The sequence below is a fragment of the Kosakonia sp. HypNH10 genome, assembly GCF_029850615.1.
Classification (GTDB): domain Bacteria; phylum Pseudomonadota; class Gammaproteobacteria; order Enterobacterales; family Enterobacteriaceae; genus Kosakonia; species Kosakonia cowanii.
Genome location: NZ_JAOTIU010000001.1, coordinates 461,828 through 482,606, shown reverse-complemented (window position 1 = coordinate 482,606; position 20,779 = coordinate 461,828). Strand labels below are relative to the sequence as shown.

Genomic DNA, 20,779 nt, shown 5'->3' with positions numbered 1-20,779 from the left:
GTGGAAAATGCAGCTTTGATTTCCGGCTACAGCCTTTCATTACCTTATGCTCATCATCCTGCTCAGTTGATGAATAATCTGCGACAGGGCATCCGCGTTAACACCACGCCGTGGTTTGCCAGTGAAGAGGAGGCAATCAAATGCGGGTTTAAACGTAATGTCAGCGTGGCCAGGCTTGATGCAATGAAGGAGTCTGATCTTGACCTGATCTACCGCTTAATCGAAGAGGCACTGGCGCAGGCAGCCTTACCCCCTACCGCGTTGGCAGGGGATTCTGTCCGAGTCTATGTGACTGGCCTCGGGCCGCGAGTCGATGCGATGGATTACAAATCCTTTTACGACAAAAACGATACTGAAGACGTTGCGCTTTCCGCATCGATAAAAAATCTGCATGTCAGAAATATGTCCCAGGATTATCTGGCTTTCAAACTGGCAGAAAAATACCGCCTGCAAATCCTGCCCGCCGCGATGAACTGCACCAGTAATTCCGCGTTGACGGCCCTTCATTTGGGTTGTCATGCAATTGAGAGCGGTGGCCTTGATCTGGTTTGCGTTATTAATTGTTCAAAAATTAATACCCAGGATATCTGGTTTCTGGAAAACCAGTCGATGCTGGCAAGCAGAGTGGTGCAACCGTTTGGTAAAAACAGTCAGGCTGTCTTATTTGCAGAAGGTTTTTCGGTGATGTTACTGGAGCGCCATGGATACCGTGGCGGTCAGAAGCGAAAGAGCGCTGTCCGGTTAAAATCAAATTACATCCAGACCAGTGCCGGGCGTAGCCATGATGCTGGCTGGCTCAGTTCTAATCTATTAAAAGTGATGCGCAGTGTATTGAGTGAAGCAGCGGTGACGCCGGATCAACTCTGCGCCATTATTCCGCACGGCAATGGATCTTCGACCAGCGATAAATCGGAGGCGAAAGCGATTTCAATGCTGGTGGGCGAGCAGACGATACCGGTCCTGGCCTACAAAGGGATGCTGGGGTATACCGCTACTGGCTCCGGTCTTATCGATCTCATTATCGGTGCAGAGGCTTTACGAGAGGGAGAGTTAATTCCGGCAGTGGCGAATGATGAAGTAAGTGATGAAATATCTCATCAGCTATTAATTAATCAGTCCGTGCTGCCTCATCAAAAATCACATCTATTAAAAACCGGTCTCGGCGTGGATGGCTCCATTATCGGCGTTGTCCTCTCTCTCTTCGCGAAAGGGGAGGCAAGGCTATGAGCGATGCAATGTTTCTCAATGCCTTTACGATGACCGAGCCGGAAGATGATTTTTATATTTACTCTCCCGGGTGGTTGAACGTCTGGGAATCCCATCTCTACAACCAGTCTTTGAAAGCAACGGCTAAGCGTGGCTGGGGTTTTAAACGCTTCGGTACCAGCAAAGCGGTCTATGCACGAGAAATGGTGCGTAAACCGGACTATATCCACTATATCGAAGCGCTTGAGCAGGCAGCGGAAAGCGCATTACAGAGCCTGGGCGCAAAAGAGCGGATGCTGTTATTAAAATCACGTACCGCGTTTATCTACGTTGATGCGTGGGGCGAGAGTGCAATTTTTGAAAATATAAGCAGCGCATTGCACACCTCCACCATCGATACCCTGCCGAAAAATCTCCTGAAGAAATTCGCCATCAAAGATGTTAGTTGCAAAATGCGCGGCGAGAAATTATCGCTGATCGCCGCGATGCGCTGGGCGCAGGATTATCTTCGCTGGAATATGTTTGATTTTGTGGTGGTCTGCGCGGCCTGGCGTGCGATACCGCTGCTGGTCTTCTCCGCGGCAACATTAACGGGTGAGGGCGGAAATAAAAGGGCGCAGCAAAAAAGCGGCATTCACCTCTGCGTTGAGCGTGCCGGCTGCTTTATTTTTAGCCGTCGCGCAGGTGGCATCAAAATTCGCTGCGGAAATTACCATAGCTGGCAGGATGGCGCACAAACTCAGCGTGAACTCTACGAGAATGCGAGCGATATCGATCTGTTTGCGCAGGCCGGACCGATGACGAATCCCAGGGCGCCTGAACAGGGGGCAAACGTCATTGATCTCAGAGCGATTTTTGGTGCCAGCGGCTGTTTAACTCCCGCTCTGAGCTGGGAATTCCTGCAACAAAACGCGCCTCGCGGGACAAAAATACGCACTATCGTAAAGGACAGTTTCGGTGGTAGCGCCTGGTTCGACAGCTGGCTCGAAATGGAAAAGGAAGGCGCATGAAAAACAGCGTAAAAGCTCTACCTGCCATTGTTCTCAGCGATATCTCAAAACAATTTGGCACAGGTGAAAGCCAGGTTAGCGCATTAAAAAGCGTGAGCCTTGAGATTGCGAAAGGGGAATTTATCGCGCTGTGCGGCCCTTCCGGCAGTGGCAAAAGTACGCTGCTTAATATCCTCTCTGGGATTGATCAACCGAGCGCAGGACAGGTTATTTTTTTAAATCATCTGCTCAACGGCCTTCCTGAAAAGGAGATGGCCGCGATTCGTGGTCAACATCTCGGCTTTATCTTCCAGTTCTTCAATCTGATCCCGGTACTGAACGTGCTGGATAATATTTTTTATCCGCTGGTTCTCAACGGCTATTGCGATAGAAAAGAGGCGAAAGCGCGTGCACTACATGCGCTCGACAGCGTCGGCCTCGCGCAGCTTGCACGTCGAAAACCCGGTCAATTATCCGGTGGTCAGCAGCAACGTGTGGCGATTGCCCGCGCGCTTGCGCATCAGCCTGGCGTTGTTGTCGCCGATGAACCGACGGGCAATCTGGATTTAGCCACCGGCGAGGCGATCATGGATTTGCTGTTAAACATTAATCAGCAAACACAAACCACCTTTATTGTTTCCACGCATTCCACCCAGCTCAAGGATCGGGCAAAGCGGGTTATTGAAATCACGGATGGAGAATTAACTTATGATTCGGCCCGGTAAACGCGATGGACTTAACGGAGTAATAATCGGCTTATCGCTGGTGGTGAACGCGGCATTTGCCGCGCCAGCGTCTGAAGTTGAGAAGATAATAGCGCAGGGTTTTCCTGCACAGCAGCAGGCTTTGGCCGAAACCACCTCCGCATTATGGAATGAATATCGCCGCGAACACCATGTCGCCTCGCTGATCTTTTACGCCTACGGCGTACTACAACAGGCAAAACACTATGCTGCGATAAATGACTTTATCCACGCCGCAGAGTATGCAAAAACCGGTTTTTTCTTTCTCGATGAAGCGGTGGAGTCAAACGACGATAATCTGCGATTGCACTATTTACGTGCGCGTATCGATGCTTACTTACCTGCAAAAAACGGCCGATGCATCATCGCCCTGCATGACACCGAACGTCTGGGGAATGAAACAGACTTATTTGATGGGAATATGCTCATCCCCATTCGTTATATGCGCTATCGCGCGCTCATGGATTGCGGGCGAACGCACGATGCCGCGATTCTGTTAAACGATTTAAGGAAATTGGGAACGCGCGTGGAGAAATATACTCTCTTAGCGCCTGGCACCGCACCAGAGTGGGATCTGCAAGAGATGACGCAGATAGTTATACCGCTATTAAAAGAGAAGTAAGGGAATACACTATGTTATTCGTTAATCTGGCGATGAGCGCTATCCTGCTTTTTATTGTTTTTTGTTTACTCTTCCGCTTCAAAGATGCGCAGTTTGCTTTATTAAATATTTTTCGCCATCGGCGGCGCACCTTATCAACACTGGTCGCAATAATGCTTGGCGGTGTCGCCATTTTTCTTTATGGCGGTTTTATTCAGTACTCCTTCTGGATTTTGAAAGAGCAAACCATTCGTACCAATATTGGTCATGTGCAAATTTATAATCCAGCCTATTTTGAGAGTGCGAAGAGGAGCCAGAGCTTAATTGAGAATTATGCTGCGTTAAAGCAAACCATTCTTGCCCAGCCAGAGTTATCGGCTGATATTTCGACAATTTCAGGCCAGCTTGAGTTTACTGGCGTGGCCTCACAATATGAAAACGAAACCACCAGTTACTTCTCCGGTCTTGGCGTCGAACCTTTAGCCGCATTAAAGCTTGGCTCATTTGATAAGTTGATCAGCGGTAGCGATTTATCACGTGTAAAAACGGACGAAGTTACCGCTGGAAGCGGTCTGGCCAAAACCCTTAACGCCGCGTATGGCGACTGGCTGGATATTATGGTGGTGAATACCCAGGGAGGCCAGGGAGCTATCTCTTTAAAAGTACGAGGTATTTTTACCTCTGGCATTAAAGACTACGATGATACGGCAATAAAGATGCCGTTAACGACAGCGCAGCGCCTGATGGGAACTGAGGGCGTCAGTAAGGTTTTGATTCTGCTCAATACAGAAAACGTCTCAGGCTTTGCGGTTAAACTTCGGCATTTTATTGCCCAACATCATTTACCGTTGATCGTAAAAGAGTGGAATAGCGTCTCGCCATTTTATCAGCAGGTCGAAGATCTTCTCTCTGGCATTTACTTCTTTATTAAACTTCTTGTTGCAGTAGTCGTTATTTTTATGATCGGTAACTCGCTTACCATGAATATCGTTGAGCGTACCCGGGAAATTACCACCTTACGCGCTATCGGGCTAAAGCCATGGCATGTTACGCGGCTATTTATTCTTGAAGGGATATTTATTGGCATTATTGGCGCAGCAGGAAGTCTGGCGATAGGGTTTGCCCTTGCCTGGCTTATTAATGTGAAAGGTATTGCGATGCCGCCATCACCGGGACAGTCGCAGGGGTATACCGCATTTATTAAAACCACGGATGTGGATACGGTCTGGTTTACCTTTTTCTTACCGGTTATTACCGCGACTTTCGCCTCCCTGCGTCCTTCATTACGCGCAGCGAAACTGAACCTGGCCGATGCTTTTAAATTTTCATAAAACAGGACAGCTTATGAATATTTTCTCTTTATGTTTTATCGCGCTGGCGATAATCCCTGTGATCTGCAATGCGACGCCGGCGCAGGATATTATCCGCCGGGCTGACGAAATACGCTCACCAAATCAACCGTTTCGCTATACCGTCACGGTGCGTGAATATAAAGAAAAGGCCGCTGAGGCGGTCAATACACAGATTTTCGATGTGTCGATGCGCTTTATGAAGCCCAAAAATGGCCAGCCTGCGGATGCAAGATCCCTTGTGCGTTTTATCTATCCTGCCAGAGATAAAGGCAAAATTATGCTCTCGGATTGGTATGACTTATGGTTTTACTCCCCGGAGTTACGTCGTCCAATGCCTGTTTCGCCTGAGCAGCGCTTAGTCGGGCAGATCGCGAATAGCGATGTCATTGTTACCAATTTCGATTACGCCTATAACACTCAACTCACTGGCGAAACGGCTTGTGGAAAGCATCTCTGTTATCGACTCTCCCTTGAACGGAAAACCGCCGCGGCAACCTATCCCAAAATTATCTATCTGGTCGAGAAAGAGAGCTTCCGTCCTTATACCGCCTCCTTTTATTCACAGGATGAGAAGTTACTTAAGGAGGTGAGTTATCTGGATTACCAGACCGTGCTCGGAGAAGCGCGGCCAATGAAAATCATTGTGCATGATGCACGCCACCACAAGGGATTTACCGTTATGGAATATAGCGACGTCAGACTTGAGTCTTTGCCCGAATTTTACTTTACCAGGGAAGCTATCCAGCGGGGTGTCAGGTGAAAACGCTCATTAATACTCTGCTTATTCCTTTGTCATTACTTACCTCTTTCTCACAGGCGTCCTGTCTCTCAGGCGATGAGGTGGCCGTAAATAGCGAAACCGCGCTGATGCTGCAAACCTCTTATATAAAGCGAACCGCTTCGCCGTGGAGCACCGCCGGAGAAAGAGCTTATACACCGACAAATGCTTTTCAGGATGCCGGGATAAAATTCAGCAGCAAGTGTGCGGTCATTGAAAACCGTCTGGATATTGATTTTTCACTCTATGGCCTTGCTTATTATGCATGGCATCTGCCCGGCTCTTTTGAAGAGGATCAGCAGCGATCGCGTGTGCTGCTCAACAGGTTACAACTCAATTACACCCTCTCAGACCGGCTTCGCCTGGAAGCCGGAAAGTTAACGGCAACGCCGGGGCTCTTTTTTCTCAAATCGCCCGCCGCCCTGATGACCAACTATTACGCAGGCTTTAAAAGCACGCGTATTTACGATCCCGCTATGCGGTCGAACTATAGCGAATCGTCATGGGGGGCGCGGTTAGTTGATAACCAACGCGACTTCAGCCTGGCATTTACGGTTGCGCCGCAGTTGGCAACCATTAACCAGCGGTATGAAACATCCAGCCACTGGTCAGCAAACCGGCGCGGCAACGCTCAGGCGCGGTATCTCTTAAGTTATACCGACTATCGCCTGGCGAACCACACGCCTGCTATTAGCCTGTTGCTGGGCGACAAGCGCTCTCTCGCGCTCTCGGACAGCTTCAGTTACACACCAGCGCTCACTTTTAACGGCGAGGTGGCGTTGCACAACGCTCAGCAATGGCGCCATTTTTCGCCTGAACGTGCCGCAGAGGTCGTTGATTATCAATTTCCCTCTTCCCTTTATCGCGCAGAGCGCAAGGCGGGAGTTGAAGTGGCGTTAGGCGCGCAATACACCACCCGCGACTTCGCTGTGCTGGGGCTTGAATACTACTTCCAGAGTGAAGGCTATTCAGAGAATGAATGGCAACAGCAGGTGGAGTTTTCACGTTATCTGAACAGAGCATCGCAGTCGGCGTTATTAGATCAGATCTTTGATGCATACAAATATCTGATGGGAGCGGAAATAGGGAATGCCGCCAACAGAGGAGAGTTGCAGGGAAAACACTATTTGAGCGCTTATGGCAGTTTTCGCAGCGAGAAGGACGTAACGCTCCAGCCCTATATCACGATGAATATGCGTGATAACAGCTCTCTGCTTGGTATACACGTTTCGACGCCTGTAGCGGCCTTTGACGACAGTCTTAATCTCTATGCCGGCGGCTGGGTCGGGCTCGGTAAGCAGGATACGGAATTCGCTTTTTTTGGCAAAACCGTCGGATTTTATCTGGGGCTTAACTATCTCTTATAAGGACATGAAAGATGAGTGAATACAAAACAGACAAACCGCTCGTATTACTGTTCGCCGGGCAGGGAAATCCGGCAATCGGCATGGGGGCGGACTTATGGGATCTCACTTCGGCAACCAGACATATTTGGGATTGCGCCAGCGATGTATCGGGGATTGATATTCGTCGTCTGTGCCTGAAAGGCCCGATGAACCGTCTGATTCAGACTACAGTGCAGCAGCTGGCGGTGACGGCCATTAATGTCTCGCTTTATACCCTATGCCAGCCAAAAATGGATCCCTGTACGATAGTGGGTTCCTGCGGGCATAGCGTCGGTGAATATAGCGCCCTCTATGCCGCAGGTGCGCTCTCACTAGAGAGTCTGTTTGATGCGATCCACTTTCGCGCGAAGGTTATGCATGACATTAGCCGTCTGCATAAAGGCGAGATGGCGGCGGTGAAAGGTATTGATGTTCTGCGCCTGCGAGAACTGATCGACCATACCGGGCTAATTGTTGATATCAGCTGTGATAACAGCCCAAAGCAGCAGGTCATTGGTGGGGCTAGCGCGCCGCTACGTGATTTTTCTCGTCTGTTGCTGGAGAACGGATTCGAATCGGTCAAACTCGGCGTTAGCGGCGCGTGGCATACGCGTTTGATGACAGCGGGCGTTGCCTTGATGCGGGACTATCTCGCCGGGGTAGACGTTACGCCACCGCGCCATGCGGTGGTCATGAATGTTTCCGGCAAGGCAGAGTATGATCCTGAGCAGATCAAAGAAAATCTCGCGCTCCATTTGACTCACACTGTTAAATGGCGTGATGCAATCGATGGGTGGCTTATTCATAAGCCGGGCGTGCAGTTTGTTGAGATCAGCAATAAAGCGTACCTCGCACAGATGCTCACTGACTTTATCGGTTTTACGCCCGCGATGTCCCGGCACTGTAAAACGCTTTTATCAGCGTGAGGACGCCCTCGTGATACCTGATTACCTGACTTTTATTCGCCACCAGGACAAAAAAATCCTGCCGCTGCTCTGCATCATTATCTATCTGCTGCTGGGGCTATACTGGAAAAACGCGGCATTTAACCTGACATCACAGGATACGCTGATGATCAGTGCGATCCTTGGGCTGGTGATGTTTCATTTTATCTGGGAACTACAAGCCTACTGGACGTATAAATGCGTGATTAAAAATATCGATCTCTCCTTCTTCATTCGCAAAAAAGCGGGGCGACTGGAAAGGGCGCTGTCGCGACCGGCGATCGCCAGCCTGCTGAGCGGAGCGCTCTTTTGGCTTATCACGCAGGCGGCGCTTTTGTTTTTTACGCCAGAGCAGGTGCTGCCTCTGCTGGCTGCGCTATCGCCGCTCTTTCTCTATGTTGTGTTTCGTTTTATCCGCAGCACTTATATCAAGCTGATAGGACAAGAGGTGAATGAAACGCTGCGATTTAAGCATCTTCACCGTTATGTTGCCCGCTACCTGATGATTAGCCTGGGCGTAAGCCTGTTAACCATTGTGCCGCTTAAAAAGCAGCCTGAATTCTCCCTCGAACAGGGGCTGTTCTTTGCGCCGCTCATGGTCGCGATGCTGGTGCTCTGCGGGATTGTGCTGGCGATGAATCTGCTTTTTGTACGGCTATCAAGGCGCTACATCTTTCTCGGACGCCTCTTTATGCGCGAAATTGACTTCTATTTCGCCAGCCCGTTACCGCAGTTCATCAATACGGGTACGCCTTTCTGGCTGCGGATTCTGGGCTTACTGTTGATTGAAGTGCTCTGGATCGCCCTGACCAGCTTATTACTCGATTTCTCGGGCCTGGCTATCCTCTTCGAAGCCTATTTTCTGCTGTGTTTATTGCCGTGCCTCGCGTTTATCTTCCTGCATATTTACAGGCTGTGGCACAACGATTTTCTGATGGCGTGTGATATGTGTTTTCGCTGGGATGAGATCAACAAGCAGTCGCAGCTCTGGTAGTGCATGTCCGTCTGTAGTGGTTACACACTGCAGACGGACATTGCCAGTTTAAGGAGAGAGAGTAGGGGATGAAAGGTGGGCATGCTCCAGCAAATTATCTTTGATCAGCAGAAGATCGCTGATCTTTTTTCCGCCCATCTTTTTGCATGCTTTATTTCGGTAGGCATAGACCCGTTTTGGTGAAATAGAGAGCAGCTTGGCAATAAGGTGAATGTTTTTCCCCTTTAGCGATTCATTCAACACGATCCTTTCAATATCGCTGAGGACGTTTTCTTTATGCGTGGCCTCTTTCCTGAGTTTGGCGAGTTTTTTAATCGCGTGGCTAATCTCATTTAGCGAGTCCTGGGCTTTAAGCACAATATCGGCTTCATCGATTAAAATATTTCGCGTTGTGCCAGAAATAACGAGCAGCTTGCACACTTTATTGAGAGGGGAGATGGCTTTAGCATAAGCCATGTTCTTTTTATCGAGGTGGAGAATAACAACGTCGTCCAGAGTAAGTTCGGTGAGTAATTGCGGGTTGAATTGTTGCGCTTCGATTGTCCAGCCTCTTGCATTAGCCAATGAAATCATTCCGTTCTGAAAATATACATCGTCGCTTATTGTATAGATCTTCATATGATTAATTACCATATAGAATAATGCCTGGGAGAGTGTTTCTGATTGTAAATTGCTCCTGCGAGAAGCCGTAATTAAATAGTCTTAAATAAGATCTTAACGCTCAGCCCAGGTTATTATTCCAGGTTGTGATAGCAATTGAACGGGCTATACTCTATTTCGGTACGTTTCTACTATTGCCTTCTTACATGGTTAAAATGAAATCTAACACGCTGTTTTACCATGTAATTTCTAAATCGTGAGCGAGGACCGCCCGGACGCTAACAGAGGGAATATGTGGGCGGTGCCACGATAATTCTGGCCCTGTCGATCTGCGTCGATGGACGTTTGTTTGCAACATCCTGAACGTAAGATGTGTTAACTACCGTAAGGGTCTGAATGATGGAAACTTATCTTAAATCGATGAAGGGCGAATGGCTCACGCTATTAGAAAAGACCGATCAGCATATTCGCCGTCTCACCGCTGAGGTGGCTTACACCCACGCCCACGATCTCAGTGAAACCTTCTACCGCATCGTACTAACCGATCCCCATGCCCGTGAATTTCTCTCTAATGCCCAGGTTGAAATACATCTTAAATCCGCGCTGGAGCGCTGGATAAAAGAAGTGCTAGCCTGCACACCGGATGATATCGAGCGCCTGATTCAGCAGCAGCATACGGTTGCCGAAGTGCATGCGCGTATTGGAATCTCCGTTGAGCTGGTCGAGATGGGCTTTCGCGTGCTTAAGAAGCTCTTCTATCCGGTGATTATTGAAAGTGAGTTTACCGCAGAAGAGAAATTGCAGGTCTATCACCATGCGATTAACAGCATCGACCTGGCAATGGAAGTGATGTCTCGAGCCTTCTCTTTCAGCGAGCATAACTCAGCAAAAGAGGATGAAAATTACCGTATCTTCTCGCTGATGGAGAATGCAGAAGAGGAGAAAGAGCGGCAAACCGCGGCGCTACTCAGCTGGGAGATAGATCTGATTTATAAAATCATTATGGATGCTGATTTAGGCAATACGCTGTCCGTCAGCCAGTCCGATTTTGGTTTATGGTTTAACCACAAAGGACGCCACTATTTTAGTGGGATTGCGGAGGTTGGCCATATTTCCCGTCTTCTGCAAGAGCTTGATGAAATATTTCGCTCTACCCGGGCGACACCCCGCTCATTAAGTAACCGCGCGCTGCGCGTCAGCTTTCTTATTTCCGTAAGAAAAAATGTGGTGCAAATAATCACATTATTGCGCGAGCTCTTTGAAGAGGTTTCGCGTCACGAAGTAGGTATGGATGTCTTAACGAAGTTACTTAACCGTCGATTTATGCCAACCATTTTCAAGCGCGAAATTTCCCATGCGCAAAGAGCCTCTACACCGCTGTCAGTATTAATCATTGATGTCGATAAATTTAAACAAATAAATGATAGCTGGGGACATCCGATGGGGGATGAGATCCTGCGTAAAGTCTCCAGTGCGTTTTATGACAACGTGCGCAGCAGTGATTATGTTTTTCGTTATGGCGGCGATGAATTTGTGATCCTGTTAACTGAAGCGACCGAGTTTGATACCCATCGAATTGCCGAACGTATCCGTTCTCGTGTCGAAAAAACCATCGTTAAAACGCCTGAGGGTGAGCGGGTACCGATTTCCCTCTCCATAGGAGCTGCCATGTTCGATGGACACCCCGATTACGAGCGCTTTATTCAGCGGGCTGATGAAGCGCTCTATATTGCCAAAGAGCGCGGCCGCAACTGTGTCCATATCTGGCAAGGCGCAGAGTAAATTACACAGGAGGAAAGAGCGCGAAGGAGGCTCGCATTTCATTGGCCTCTTCCCGTGGGCTGCGGCCAAACAGGCGGCGAAACTCGCGGTTAAACTGGGAAGGGCTCTCATAACCGACGTGAAAAGCCGCACCCGCAGCGGTTGCGTTATCGCGAATCATCAACAAGCGCGCCTGGTTAAGCCGTACAGACTTGATGTACTGCAGCGGTGAGGTGCTGGTGACGGATTTAAAGTGTTTATGAAACGCAGGCACGCTAAGGCCTGCATCCTTTGCCAGCGTCGGAATATGCAGCGGCTCGGTAAAGTGTGTATGGATACGCTGCAAGACTTTAGCAATCGCTGCAAACTGCCCCTGATTAACCAGCGCCGCACGCAGCGCATCGCCACGTTCGCCCATCAGCACACGGTAATACAGCTCCCGCACCAGCTGCGGCCCCAGTACCTGCGCCTCCTGCTTTGACGAGAGCGCTTTCAGTAATCGCACTGCCGTATCGGCAAGATCCGCTTCGAGCGGCGTTGACATAATGCCTTCCGGTGCTGCTTCTGCGCGACCGGGCGGAAGATCCAGCGACAGCATCAATTCAGAGAGCACCGTCATATCAAGATCCACCGTCAGCGCCAGCAGCGGCTTCTCAGGGCTGGCGTCCGTTTCCGTCGAGAAGGGGAGCGGCACCGATAACACCAGGTAGTGCTGTTTATCGTAGTGATAAACGCGATTCGCCAGATAACCGCGCTTCTGCCCCTGGCAGACGATCACAATAGAGGGTTTATAAACCACCGGCGTGCGCGCCAGCGGGCGGTCTGAGCGCATAAAGCAGACGCTCTCCAGCGCCGAGCGTGTACAGCCTTCGTGCGGTGCAAGCGCCCGCAGCAGCGCCACCATCTCCTCCATCATTGTTCCTCACAAGTATTGATATTTAAGCAAGCATTCTGCCGATTCACGCGCAACAAGTGAACAACGTGAAGAGAAACAGGCAATCATGGGATAAGAATGCGCCTGTTTTGCGAGTCGCGCGCTGGTTAACCTGCTTGCGTCACTTAATACAGGAGAAGAGAGATGAGTAATCGCAAAATTATTCTGCTCACTGGCGCAAGCAGTGGGATCGGTGAAGCGACTGCACGTCGCCTGGTGCAGGCGGGTCATCAGCTGGTTATTGGCGCGCGCCGCATTGAGCGTTTGCAGGCTCTGCGTGATGAACTGGGTAGTATCGACTGTTTAGCCATTGACGTAACCCAGGCGGAAGATCTGGCGCAGATGGCGCAATTTGCGCTGCAACAATATGGCCGCATCGATGTGCTGATCAATAATGCTGGCGTAATGCCGCTCTCACCGCTGGCGGCGTTGAAAATGGAGGAGTGGCGTCAGACTATCGACGTTAACGTTCACGGGGTGCTGAACGGCATCGCGGCGGTGCTGCCGACCATGCAGCAGCAGCGGGCAGGGCAGATCATCAACGTGGCTTCTATTGGCGCGCATGCGGTCTTTCCGCTCTCTGCCGTTTATTGCGCCAGCAAGTTTGCCGTTCGCGCCATTTCCGACGGGCTGCGCCAGGAGAGCGACTGCATTCGCGTCACGGTAGTAAGCCCGGGTGTGGTCGCTTCTGAACTTGCCGATCATATTACCGATCCCAGCGCGAAAGAGTCGATGGAGGGCTTTCGCCGTATCGCGTTACCCGCAGAGGCGATTGCGGATGCCATTGCGTGGTCCATTGATCAGCCGGACAGCGTCGATGTCAGCGAGATCATTGTGCGCCATACCCAAAGCCCTTACTGAGATCTGCACCGTTGCAAGGAGCCGCTCGCGGCTCCTTTTTTTTGTGATCCAGGGCGGCTGATGTGATTAAAGCGGGGTTGCCTGCATCCACCCGCTGCGCGGTTGTGTCACACTTGCCTCATCGTGTTGAGATACAAGGACAAGGGATGAAACGTTTATTCTGGTCAGCCGCCATCGCCGCGGCCGTGGCATTACCCAGCGCGATGGCGCAACAAACGACACCGCAGGGCTACAGCCTGCAACAGGTGGTGATTGTCAGCCGCCACGGTATTCGCGCACCGCTGGCAAATAACGGCAGTGCGCTGGCGCAGGCCACCGCCAAACCGTGGCCAACCTGGAAAGTGGCGGGCGGGGAGTTAACGGATCGCGGTGCGCTGGTGGAGATCTTTTTTGCGCACCAGATGCGTAAGTGGATGACCCACGAAAAAGTGCTCTCTACCGAACAGTGCCCGACAAAGAAACAGTTTTTCGCCTGGGCAAACAGCCTGCCGCGCACCCACGACACCGCGCAATTCTTTGTCAGTAACGTCTTTATTGCCTGCGATGTGCCGATCTTCCATCAGCGCAAAATGGGTGAAATGGACCCGCTGTTTAACCCGGTTATCACTGAAGATAGCGACGATTTTCGCCAGAAAGCGGTTGAAGCAATGGAGGCTAGCCGCCAGGGTGTCGATCTGACTGAGAGCTATAAGCTGCTGGAGCAGATTGTCGATTATCCGGCTTCGCCAACTTGCAAAGCGCAAAGCGACAAACCCTGCACCCTCAGTGATGGAAAGGATACCTTCCGTGCCGATTACCGGCTGGAGCCCTCCGTTAGCGGGCCGCTAAAAACGGCAAATGCGCTGGTGGATGCATTTACCCTGCAATATTACGAAGGCTTCCCGCAGGATGAAGTTGCCTTTGGCGGAATTAAAAGCGACAAGCAGTGGCAACTGCTGGAGAAGCTGAAAAACAGCTATCAGTCCATTCTCTTTACCACGCCAGAGGTGGCGCGCAATGTGGCAAAACCGCTGCTCAATTACCTCGATCAACAGCTGGTGGAGAAGCCCGCCGCTGCGCCGAAAGTGACGTTGCTGGTTGGCCATGACTCCAATATCGCCTCGTTGCTGGCGGCGCTGGATGCCAAACCGTGGCAACTGCCCGGACAGTTTGAGCAGACGCCCATCAGCGGCAAAGTGGTGTTCCAGCGCTGGCATGATGGTAAGAGCAACCGCGATCTGATGAAGATTGAGTATCTCTACTTCACCGCCGAGCAGATGCGTAACGTAGCAAAAATGGGATTTGATTCGCCGGTGCAACGTTACACGCTGGAGTTAACGGGCTGCCCGACCGACAGTAACGGATTCTGTCCGATGGAAAAATTCAGTGAAGTGATGCGCAAAGTTGCACAGTAAAAGCAGGTACGCTCCCCCAAAAAATGGGGGAGCCGAAGCGCTAGACGTTCTGGCGCTCTATGGTCTGTTCACCCCAGAAGAGGGAGTCTTTATCGGTCTTTTCAAAGGCGCGCATCAACACTTCATCGCTGCCTTCTTCCCAAATCTTCTCGGCGAGAACCTCGTCGTAATCAGCCAGTTCGAAGATCGCTTCGGCGATTTCTGGCGATGTATTACGCAGACTGGCCCATTCACCCACGCGATGAGCTTTTGCTTCCTGAGTTGGCATAAGCGCCTCCTGTTAAAGTTAGCCGTTCAGTTTGACTGCCATGCCGGCAATCGTTGTCGCGCCATAAGGCGTGCTGCCGCAAGATGCGAAATATCAGACAGCTCTTTCGCGGCATTGCCGATGGGAACAATCATCATCCCATGATGAGCAAGCGTAGTTCAGGATTAGGAAATTGTATGTTCCTGACTGCGCCAGTGCCGCTATTGGCTGTTCCTCGTGAAACGTTCACTGCGCAGCGATAAGCTGCGTCCCCTATTAAGGGTATGACGTGATAGCGAGAGTGCAAACCGACACGCGTCATTGCTGATAATTAAGACTGTTTCCCCGCGCGATTTTATGGTTACGTTTTGACACATTTTTAACCCTGTTAATTTCCCTATACATAAGAATTATTTATTGGTTTCGCTTAAGTCACTTCTGCCGCTCGGCCCCGAAGCTGTTGCAAAATGTTAATGAGGATTCGCCGATGGGCCGCGTTCCACTAAGCTTATTCTCACGCGGCGCAGTTAAAGGGTTAGCTTTAACGTCGTGAGGTGAAAGAGTTCTCTTTTACTGAATGCAGAAAGATGTCTGATATTTCACTAACACCGACTGGAGGTGAAGAGATGGCAAATCATCGTGGTGGTTCAGGTAACTTCGCTGAAGACCGTGAAAGAGCATCAGCAGCAGGTCGCAAAGGCGGCCAGCAGAGCGGGGGGAACTTTAAAAACGATCCTCAGCGCGCCTCAGAAGCAGGTAAAAAAGGGGGCAAAAACAGTCACGGTAGCCGGAGCAATAACGGCAACAGCTAGCGCGACCTGTCGGTAACCCCGGAGGTTATCGGAAATGCCCGCCGCCGGGGAGACCCGGCGGTTTTTTTTCGCCTCCGATCGCCCACGCCATCTTCAATCTTCCACCGGATAAAGCTGCTCAGAGGGTCGAGCCAGACGGCGACCTTTGCTATGCTGCAGCCAGGTTAGGGTGATGGAGTAGGTATGGCAAAGGAAGTGGGTAAACGTACGCGGGCAGGCAGCGAAAAACGACAGGCTATTCTCAGCGCGGCGCTGGAAGTTTTTTCCCGTCTCGGCTTTCACGGCGCGCGCGTGGAGCAGGTGGCCGATCAGGCTGGTGTCTCGAAAACCAATCTTCTCTACTATTTCCCGTCAAAAGAGGCGCTCTACGTCGCCGTGCTGCGTCAACTGCTGGATGTCTGGCTGGCACCGCTCAGAGCATTTCGTTCAGACTTACAGCCGCTTGCGGCGATCAAAGAGTATATTCGCCTTAAGCTGGAGGTATCGCGCGATCATCCGCAGGCCTCCCGCCTTTTCTGCCATGAAATGTTGCAGGGCGCGCCGCTGCTGAAAGCGGAGCTGACTGGTGATTTGAAAACGCTGGTGGAGGAGAAGTCAGCGATCATTGCCGGCTGGATCGCCAGCGGCAAACTCACTGCCGTCGATCCGCACCATCTGATCTTTATGATCTGGGCGGCCACGCAGCACTACGCCGATTTCGCCACCCAGGTGGAAGCGGTCACCGGCGCGACCCTGCAGGATGAAGCCTTTTTTCAGCGCACCGTCGACAACGTGCAGCGCATGATTATTGAAGGCATCCGCGTGCGTTAATGAGCGGGCGGAAGCGGGCAGCTCATATCGCCCTCTTCGCACTGCAACAGCGAGGCGAGCCACGCTTCGCGTTCACTGGTTTTATCCGCCAGGCACTGGTTTTGCACCATCGGTTGAACGCTGCCGCCCTCTGAGCCGGAACTGACAAACGCGCAGTCGTTGTCGCGTACGGCTATCCAGCTTTTCTGTGCTTTTTTCAGTAACTCAGCCTGCTGCGGCGACGAGCGCTTCAGCGCCTCCTGATAAGTCTGGTTAAGCTTTTTGTCCGCGCTCTGATATTGCGCAGCGGTGCAACTATTGAGTTCCCCCTGCGTTGAGGCGTTATCACACTCATCAGCGTAGAGCGGCTGGCTGAGCAGCAAGGCGCTCAGCATCAACAAGCATCGTTTCATTGTCTTCCCTTCCTTATCAATTCATTCAGCAAATTTATTAACACAGCCTATAAAAAATGTCACTTTGCCATCGGTCATCCTGATGAATGGATTGCTCTATTCGTTTCAGCTCACAAAACTGATATTTTTCTGCTGGCGAGACACGCCAGAATCGGGCACATAAAAACCTCTTAAAAAGGTTTTAGTTAATTAAATGTTAATAAAAAGTTGTAATTTGTTCTTTATTTAACAAACCTCACGCGCAATCAGGGGCAGACATTTCTTCTTTTAACTTTAATTTAACCATAAATTATCTTTAATATAACAATTTTGGGCATGCATCACATTTATGGCATTTTCGCTGTTTTGCCTCTTCCCTTCGTTGTTAATCTCTCACCGCGACTTTCCCTTAAGAAAGGTACAACCATGAAATTCAAACTCGCCCTGATTAGCGCAGCGATGATTTCTGCCAGCATGCTTTCGGGGCAGGCTTTTGCCGCCCAGAAGTATGAGATTGCCGTTGTTGCGAAAGTGACCGGGATCCCGTGGTTTAACCGCATGGAGACCGGCGTCAACGAAGCGGCAAAAAAACTGGATGTTAATGCTTACCAGACCGGGCCTTCCACACCCGATCCGGCACAGCAGGTGAAAGTGATCGAAGATCTGATCGCGAAAAACGTTAACGCCATTATCGTGGTGCCAAATGACGCGAAGGTGCTGGAGCCGGTGCTGAAAAAAGCGCGCGACAAAGGCATTGTGGTACTGACCCACGAATCCCCGGACCAGCAGATCGGCCAGTGGGATATTGAAACCATCGATAGCGAAAAGTATGCGCAGGCTAACGTCGATGAGCTGGCAAAAGATATGGGCGGTAAGGGCGGTTACGCCATTTACGTCGGCTCGCTGACCGTGCCGCTGCACAACGCCTGGGCTGATTACGCCATCAAATACCAGAAAGAGAAGTACCCGGATATGTTTGAAGTCACCTCGCGTTTGCCGGTGGCAGAGAGCATTGATAAATCCTATGCCACCACCCTTGACCTGATGAAAACCTACCCGGATCTGAAAGGGGTAATTGGTTTCGGATCGCTTGGGCCTATTGGCGCAGGGCAGGCCGTTCAGAAGAAACGCGCGAAGGATAAACTGGCGGTTGTTGGCATCGCGATGCCGGCGCAGGCTGCACCTTATCTGATGCGCGGCGACATCAAAAAAGCACTGCTGTGGGACCCGCGTGATGCCGGTTACGCACTGGTGACCGTCGCCGACCAGCTGCTGCAAGGAAAAGAAGTGACGTCCGATCTCTCCATCGAGGGACTGGGCAAAGCCGATGTTGATATGAATAAGAAAGTGATCCGCTTTAATAAGATCCTCGAAGTGACAAAAGAAAACGCTAAAACACTCGGTTTCTGAGCCTCACAGGCCACACCAGGGAACCGGAACGCCGGCCTTTCAGGCCGGCTCTTCCGCCGCAGATTTCATCCTCGCGTCCTTCACGGGCGCTGGCAGAGGTATTGTCGATGACCGACCCCACCGCATTTATCACTCTTGAGAATATCAGCAAGCAATTCCCGGGCGTGCTGGCGCTGGATAAGGTGAATTTAACCCTCAAAAAAGGCGAAGTTCACTGCCTGGCAGGGCAAAACGGCTGCGGGAAAAGCACCATCATCAAAGTGATTTCCGGCGTCTATCACCCGGAAAAAGGCGGCAGCATTGAGCTCGATGGCAAGCTCTTTCATCAGCTGTCGCCGCAGCTCTCCGCCCATTACGGCATTCAGGTGATCTACCAGGATCTCTCCCTGTTTCCCAATTTCAGCGTGGCGGAAAATATCGCCCTGCATCGCTATCTGCCCGGCGGCGACGTCTGGGTACGTCGCGGTGCGATGCGCAAACAGGCGCTGGCCGCGATGGCGCGCATTGGCGTGCGCCTCGACCCGGATAAAAAGGTCGAAAAACTCTCTATCGCCGACCGCCAACTGGTGGCGATCTGCCGCGCGATTGCCGCCGAAGCCCGGCTGGTGATCATGGATGAACCAACCGCGTCTTTAACCCGTCAGGAAGTGAATGGGTTACTGCGCGTGGTCAATGAACTGAAAGCCGCCGGTATCTGCGTAGTGTTTGTTAGCCACCGCCTCGATGAGGTGATGGAAGTGGCGGATCGCATCAGCGTGATGCGCGACGGCAAGCTGGTCGGCACCTGGCCCGCCAGCGAACTCGACAGCCACGAACTGGCCTATCTGATGACCGGGCAGCGTTTCCACTACAGCCCGCTGCCGGAAAAACCGCCGGTTGACCAGCCGCCGATGCTGGAGCTGCGCCACTTAAGCCGCAAAGGGAAATACCGCGATATCAATCTGTCGCTGCGCAGCGGCGAGATCGTCTCGATTGTCGGGCTGCTGGGCTCCGGGCGCACCGAACTCTGCATGAGCCTGTTTGGCATGACGAAGCCTGAAGATGGCGAAATCCGCATTAATGATAAGCCGGTAAAAATGCGTAATAACCATGACGCCATTCGCCACGGTATCGGCTATGTCTCGGAAGATCGTTTAACTCAGGGGCTGATTATGGAGCAGTCGATCTATGACAACACCATTGTCACGGTCTTCGACAAGCTCCACACCCGCAGCGGCTTGCTCGATCACGCCAAAGCCGGACAGCTGGTAAAGGATCTTATCAGTAACCTGAATATCAAAGTCTCCGACCCGCAACTGCCGGTGAAAACCCTCTCCGGCGGCAATGCCCAGCGTATTGCTATCGCAAAATGGGTCGCCACGCAGCCGCGGATTTTGATCCTCGACTCGCCGACCGTAGGCGTCGATATCGCCAACAAAGAGGGCATCTATCAGATCGCCCGCCAGCTGGCAGAGCAGGGAATGGCAGTATTGATGATTTGTGATGAAATCCCGGAAGCCTATTACAACAGCCACCGCGTGCTGGTGATGCGCCGGGGTGAACTGGTGGCGGAGTTCAATCCGCACCGCTGTAGCGAAGAGGAGATCGCGGAGGTGGTCAATGCGTAACTCGCTCGCCCGCTTGATTGGGCAACATGAGTTCTGGCTTGGCGTGCTGGTGGTTGCGCTGGCGGTCGGTCTGACGATCCGCACCGATGAGTTTTTCACCCTCGGCAATTTAACGGATGTCGCCACCAGTTATGCCATCCTCGGCATTCTGGCCTGTGGGCTGTTTGTGGTGCTGATCTCTGGCGGTATCGACATCTCCTTCCCGGCGATGACGGCGATTGCGCAATATGCGATGGCCAGTTGGGTGATTGCCCACGGCGGCAACTTTGTGCTCGCGCTGGCGTTAGCGATGGCTGTGGGGCTACTGCTCGGCTTGATCAACGGCTTTCTGGTCTACTGGCTGCGCGTACCGGCAATCATCATCACCATTGCCACCCTGAACCTCTTTTACGGTCTGCTGGTCTACGCCACCAAAGGCACCTGGCTGTATGGCTTCCCGGACTGGTTTATGAACGGCATCAGCTGGTTCACCTTTACCGGCGCGGACGGCTATGACTATGGCCTGACCCTGCCGCTGATCTGCCTTGGCGCGACGATTATTTTTACCGCCGTGCTGATGAACTACACCCGTCTGGGGCGGCAAATCTATGCCATGGGCGGCAACCGCGATGCGGCGTCGCGTCTTGGGCTGAACCTGTTGAAGCTGCACTTTTATGTTTACGGCTATATGGGCATTCTGGCGGGCGTTGCGGCGGTGGTTCAGGCGCAGATCACCCAATCGGTGGCACCCAACTCGTTGTTTGGTTATGAGCTGACAGTGCTGGCGGCGGTGGTGCTGGGCGGAACCAGCATGTCCGGCGGGCGCGGCACCTTAATCGGTACGCTGCTCGGTGTGATCCTGCTCGCCTTCCTGCAAAACGGCTTAACGCTGCTTGGCGTCTCCTCTTACTGGCACACGGTCTTTAGCGGCGCGATCATTCTGGTCAGTATCAGCGCCACCGCGTGGCATGAAAAACGCAAACTCGCAAGGGAGCTATAAG

At 51.7% G+C, this 20,779-nt stretch carries 21 protein-coding genes and 1 pseudogene; 17 read left to right on the top strand and 5 right to left on the bottom strand.

The window, feature by feature from the left end; all coding sequences use genetic code 11:
* The 9 genes from N7V53_RS02475 to N7V53_RS02435 are packed head-to-tail and all read left to right on the top strand — an operon-like array spanning position 1 to position 8,992.
* Positions 1-1,227: a beta-ketoacyl synthase N-terminal-like domain-containing protein gene (locus N7V53_RS02475; RefSeq protein WP_279791892.1), complete on the top strand. Its 1,227-nt coding sequence runs from the start codon at positions 1-3 to the stop codon at positions 1,225-1,227.
* Positions 1,224-2,216 carry an ATP-binding protein gene (locus N7V53_RS02470; RefSeq protein WP_279791890.1) on the top strand — a complete coding sequence of 331 codons (993 nt, stop codon included), beginning with the start codon at positions 1,224-1,226 and terminating at the stop codon, positions 2,214-2,216. Before N7V53_RS02475 ends, N7V53_RS02470 begins: the two co-directional genes overlap by 4 nt.
* The gene (locus N7V53_RS02465) at positions 2,213-2,920 is read left to right on the top strand and encodes an ABC transporter ATP-binding protein (RefSeq protein ID WP_279791888.1); all 708 of its coding nucleotides are present in this window, start codon (positions 2,213-2,215) and stop codon (positions 2,918-2,920) included. Before N7V53_RS02470 ends, N7V53_RS02465 begins: the two co-directional genes overlap by 4 nt.
* Positions 2,904-3,560, top strand: a complete 657-nt coding sequence (locus tag N7V53_RS02460) for a hypothetical protein (RefSeq protein ID WP_279791887.1) — start codon at positions 2,904-2,906, stop codon at positions 3,558-3,560. Before N7V53_RS02465 ends, N7V53_RS02460 begins: the two co-directional genes overlap by 17 nt.
* An 11-nt stretch (positions 3,561-3,571) precedes the next feature.
* Entirely contained in the window at positions 3,572-4,870 is a 1,299-nt protein-coding gene (locus tag N7V53_RS02455; protein ID WP_279791886.1) for an ABC transporter permease, read from the top strand.
* 13 nt (positions 4,871-4,883) lie between these two features.
* Positions 4,884-5,651: an outer membrane lipoprotein-sorting protein gene (locus N7V53_RS02450; RefSeq protein WP_279791885.1), complete on the top strand. Its 768-nt coding sequence runs from the start codon at positions 4,884-4,886 to the stop codon at positions 5,649-5,651.
* The gene (locus tag N7V53_RS02445; protein WP_279791884.1) at positions 5,648-7,036 is read left to right on the top strand and encodes a hypothetical protein; all 1,389 of its coding nucleotides are present in this window, start codon (positions 5,648-5,650) and stop codon (positions 7,034-7,036) included. Before N7V53_RS02450 ends, N7V53_RS02445 begins: the two co-directional genes overlap by 4 nt.
* Before the next feature lie 11 nt (positions 7,037-7,047).
* Complete coding sequence (locus tag N7V53_RS02440) at positions 7,048-7,980, top strand: ACP S-malonyltransferase (protein ID WP_279791883.1); 933 nt, start codon at positions 7,048-7,050, stop codon at positions 7,978-7,980.
* 10 nt (positions 7,981-7,990) lie between these two features.
* Entirely contained in the window at positions 7,991-8,992 is a 1,002-nt protein-coding gene (locus N7V53_RS02435; protein WP_279791881.1) for a hypothetical protein, read from the top strand.
* A 48-nt stretch (positions 8,993-9,040) separates the two neighbouring features.
* Here N7V53_RS02435 and N7V53_RS02430 read toward each other — a convergent pair whose 3' ends face one another.
* On the bottom strand, positions 9,041-9,610 hold the full coding sequence (locus N7V53_RS02430; RefSeq protein ID WP_080263019.1) for a LuxR C-terminal-related transcriptional regulator: 570 nt from the start codon (positions 9,608-9,610) through the stop codon (positions 9,041-9,043).
* A 381-nt stretch (positions 9,611-9,991) separates the two neighbouring features.
* Between N7V53_RS02430 and N7V53_RS02425 the strand changes: the two genes are divergently transcribed.
* Positions 9,992-11,374: a diguanylate cyclase gene (locus N7V53_RS02425; protein WP_279792709.1), complete on the top strand. Its 1,383-nt coding sequence runs from the start codon at positions 9,992-9,994 to the stop codon at positions 11,372-11,374.
* Position 11,375: 1 nt separating this feature from the next.
* On the opposite strand, the gene N7V53_RS02420 is transcribed toward N7V53_RS02425, so the two are convergent.
* Positions 11,376-12,269 (bottom strand): AraC family transcriptional regulator, encoded by an 894-nt coding sequence (locus tag N7V53_RS02420; protein ID WP_023481663.1) that lies wholly within the window; start codon positions 12,267-12,269, stop codon positions 11,376-11,378.
* Positions 12,270-12,431: 162 nt separating this feature from the next.
* Between N7V53_RS02420 and N7V53_RS02415 the strand changes: the two genes are divergently transcribed.
* Positions 12,432-13,148 (top strand): SDR family oxidoreductase, encoded by a 717-nt coding sequence (locus N7V53_RS02415; protein ID WP_279791879.1) that lies wholly within the window; start codon positions 12,432-12,434, stop codon positions 13,146-13,148.
* A 146-nt stretch (positions 13,149-13,294) separates the two neighbouring features.
* Positions 13,295-14,542: a bifunctional glucose-1-phosphatase/inositol phosphatase gene (gene agp / locus N7V53_RS02410; RefSeq protein WP_279791878.1), complete on the top strand. Its 1,248-nt coding sequence runs from the start codon at positions 13,295-13,297 to the stop codon at positions 14,540-14,542.
* Between the two features lie 40 nt (positions 14,543-14,582).
* On the opposite strand, the gene N7V53_RS02405 is transcribed toward agp, so the two are convergent.
* Together N7V53_RS02405 and N7V53_RS02400 are read right to left on the bottom strand one after the other, a co-directional pair.
* The gene (locus N7V53_RS02405) at positions 14,583-14,810 is read right to left on the bottom strand and encodes a YccJ family protein (RefSeq protein WP_023481800.1); all 228 of its coding nucleotides are present in this window, start codon (positions 14,808-14,810) and stop codon (positions 14,583-14,585) included.
* Between the two features lie 48 nt (positions 14,811-14,858).
* A pseudogene (locus tag N7V53_RS02400) lies at positions 14,859-14,995 on the bottom strand (NAD(P)H:quinone oxidoreductase); the annotation flags it as partial.
* 420 nt (positions 14,996-15,415) lie between these two features.
* On the opposite strand from N7V53_RS02400, the gene N7V53_RS02395 reads away from it, so the two are divergent.
* Positions 15,416-15,601 carry a general stress protein gene (locus N7V53_RS02395; RefSeq protein ID WP_023481335.1) on the top strand — a complete coding sequence of 62 codons (186 nt, stop codon included), beginning with the start codon at positions 15,416-15,418 and terminating at the stop codon, positions 15,599-15,601.
* A gap of 183 nt (positions 15,602-15,784) precedes the next feature.
* Entirely contained in the window at positions 15,785-16,411 is a 627-nt protein-coding gene (gene rutR, locus N7V53_RS02390; protein WP_279791876.1) for an HTH-type transcriptional regulator RutR, read from the top strand.
* Here rutR and N7V53_RS02385 read toward each other — a convergent pair.
* Positions 16,408-16,803, bottom strand: coding sequence for a lysozyme inhibitor LprI family protein (locus tag N7V53_RS02385; protein ID WP_023481694.1), 396 nt, complete (start codon positions 16,801-16,803; stop codon positions 16,408-16,410). The genes rutR and N7V53_RS02385 overlap by 4 nt on opposite strands.
* A gap of 405 nt (positions 16,804-17,208) precedes the next feature.
* Here N7V53_RS02385 and N7V53_RS02380 point away from each other — a divergent pair, with 405 nt between their 5' ends.
* The 3 genes from N7V53_RS02380 (at position 17,209) to N7V53_RS02370 (ending at position 20,778) form a co-directional block, all read left to right on the top strand.
* A complete protein-coding gene (locus N7V53_RS02380) occupies positions 17,209-18,192 on the top strand; it encodes an autoinducer 2 ABC transporter substrate-binding protein (RefSeq protein WP_023481662.1) in 984 nt (327 codons plus the stop codon).
* A 107-nt stretch (positions 18,193-18,299) separates the two neighbouring features.
* Positions 18,300-19,799 (top strand): sugar ABC transporter ATP-binding protein, encoded by a 1,500-nt coding sequence (locus N7V53_RS02375; protein ID WP_279791875.1) that lies wholly within the window; start codon positions 18,300-18,302, stop codon positions 19,797-19,799.
* A complete protein-coding gene (locus tag N7V53_RS02370; RefSeq protein WP_023481635.1) occupies positions 19,792-20,778 on the top strand; it encodes an ABC transporter permease in 987 nt (328 codons plus the stop codon). Before N7V53_RS02375 ends, N7V53_RS02370 begins: the two co-directional genes overlap by 8 nt.
* The last annotated feature ends 1 nt before the right edge of the window (position 20,779 follow it).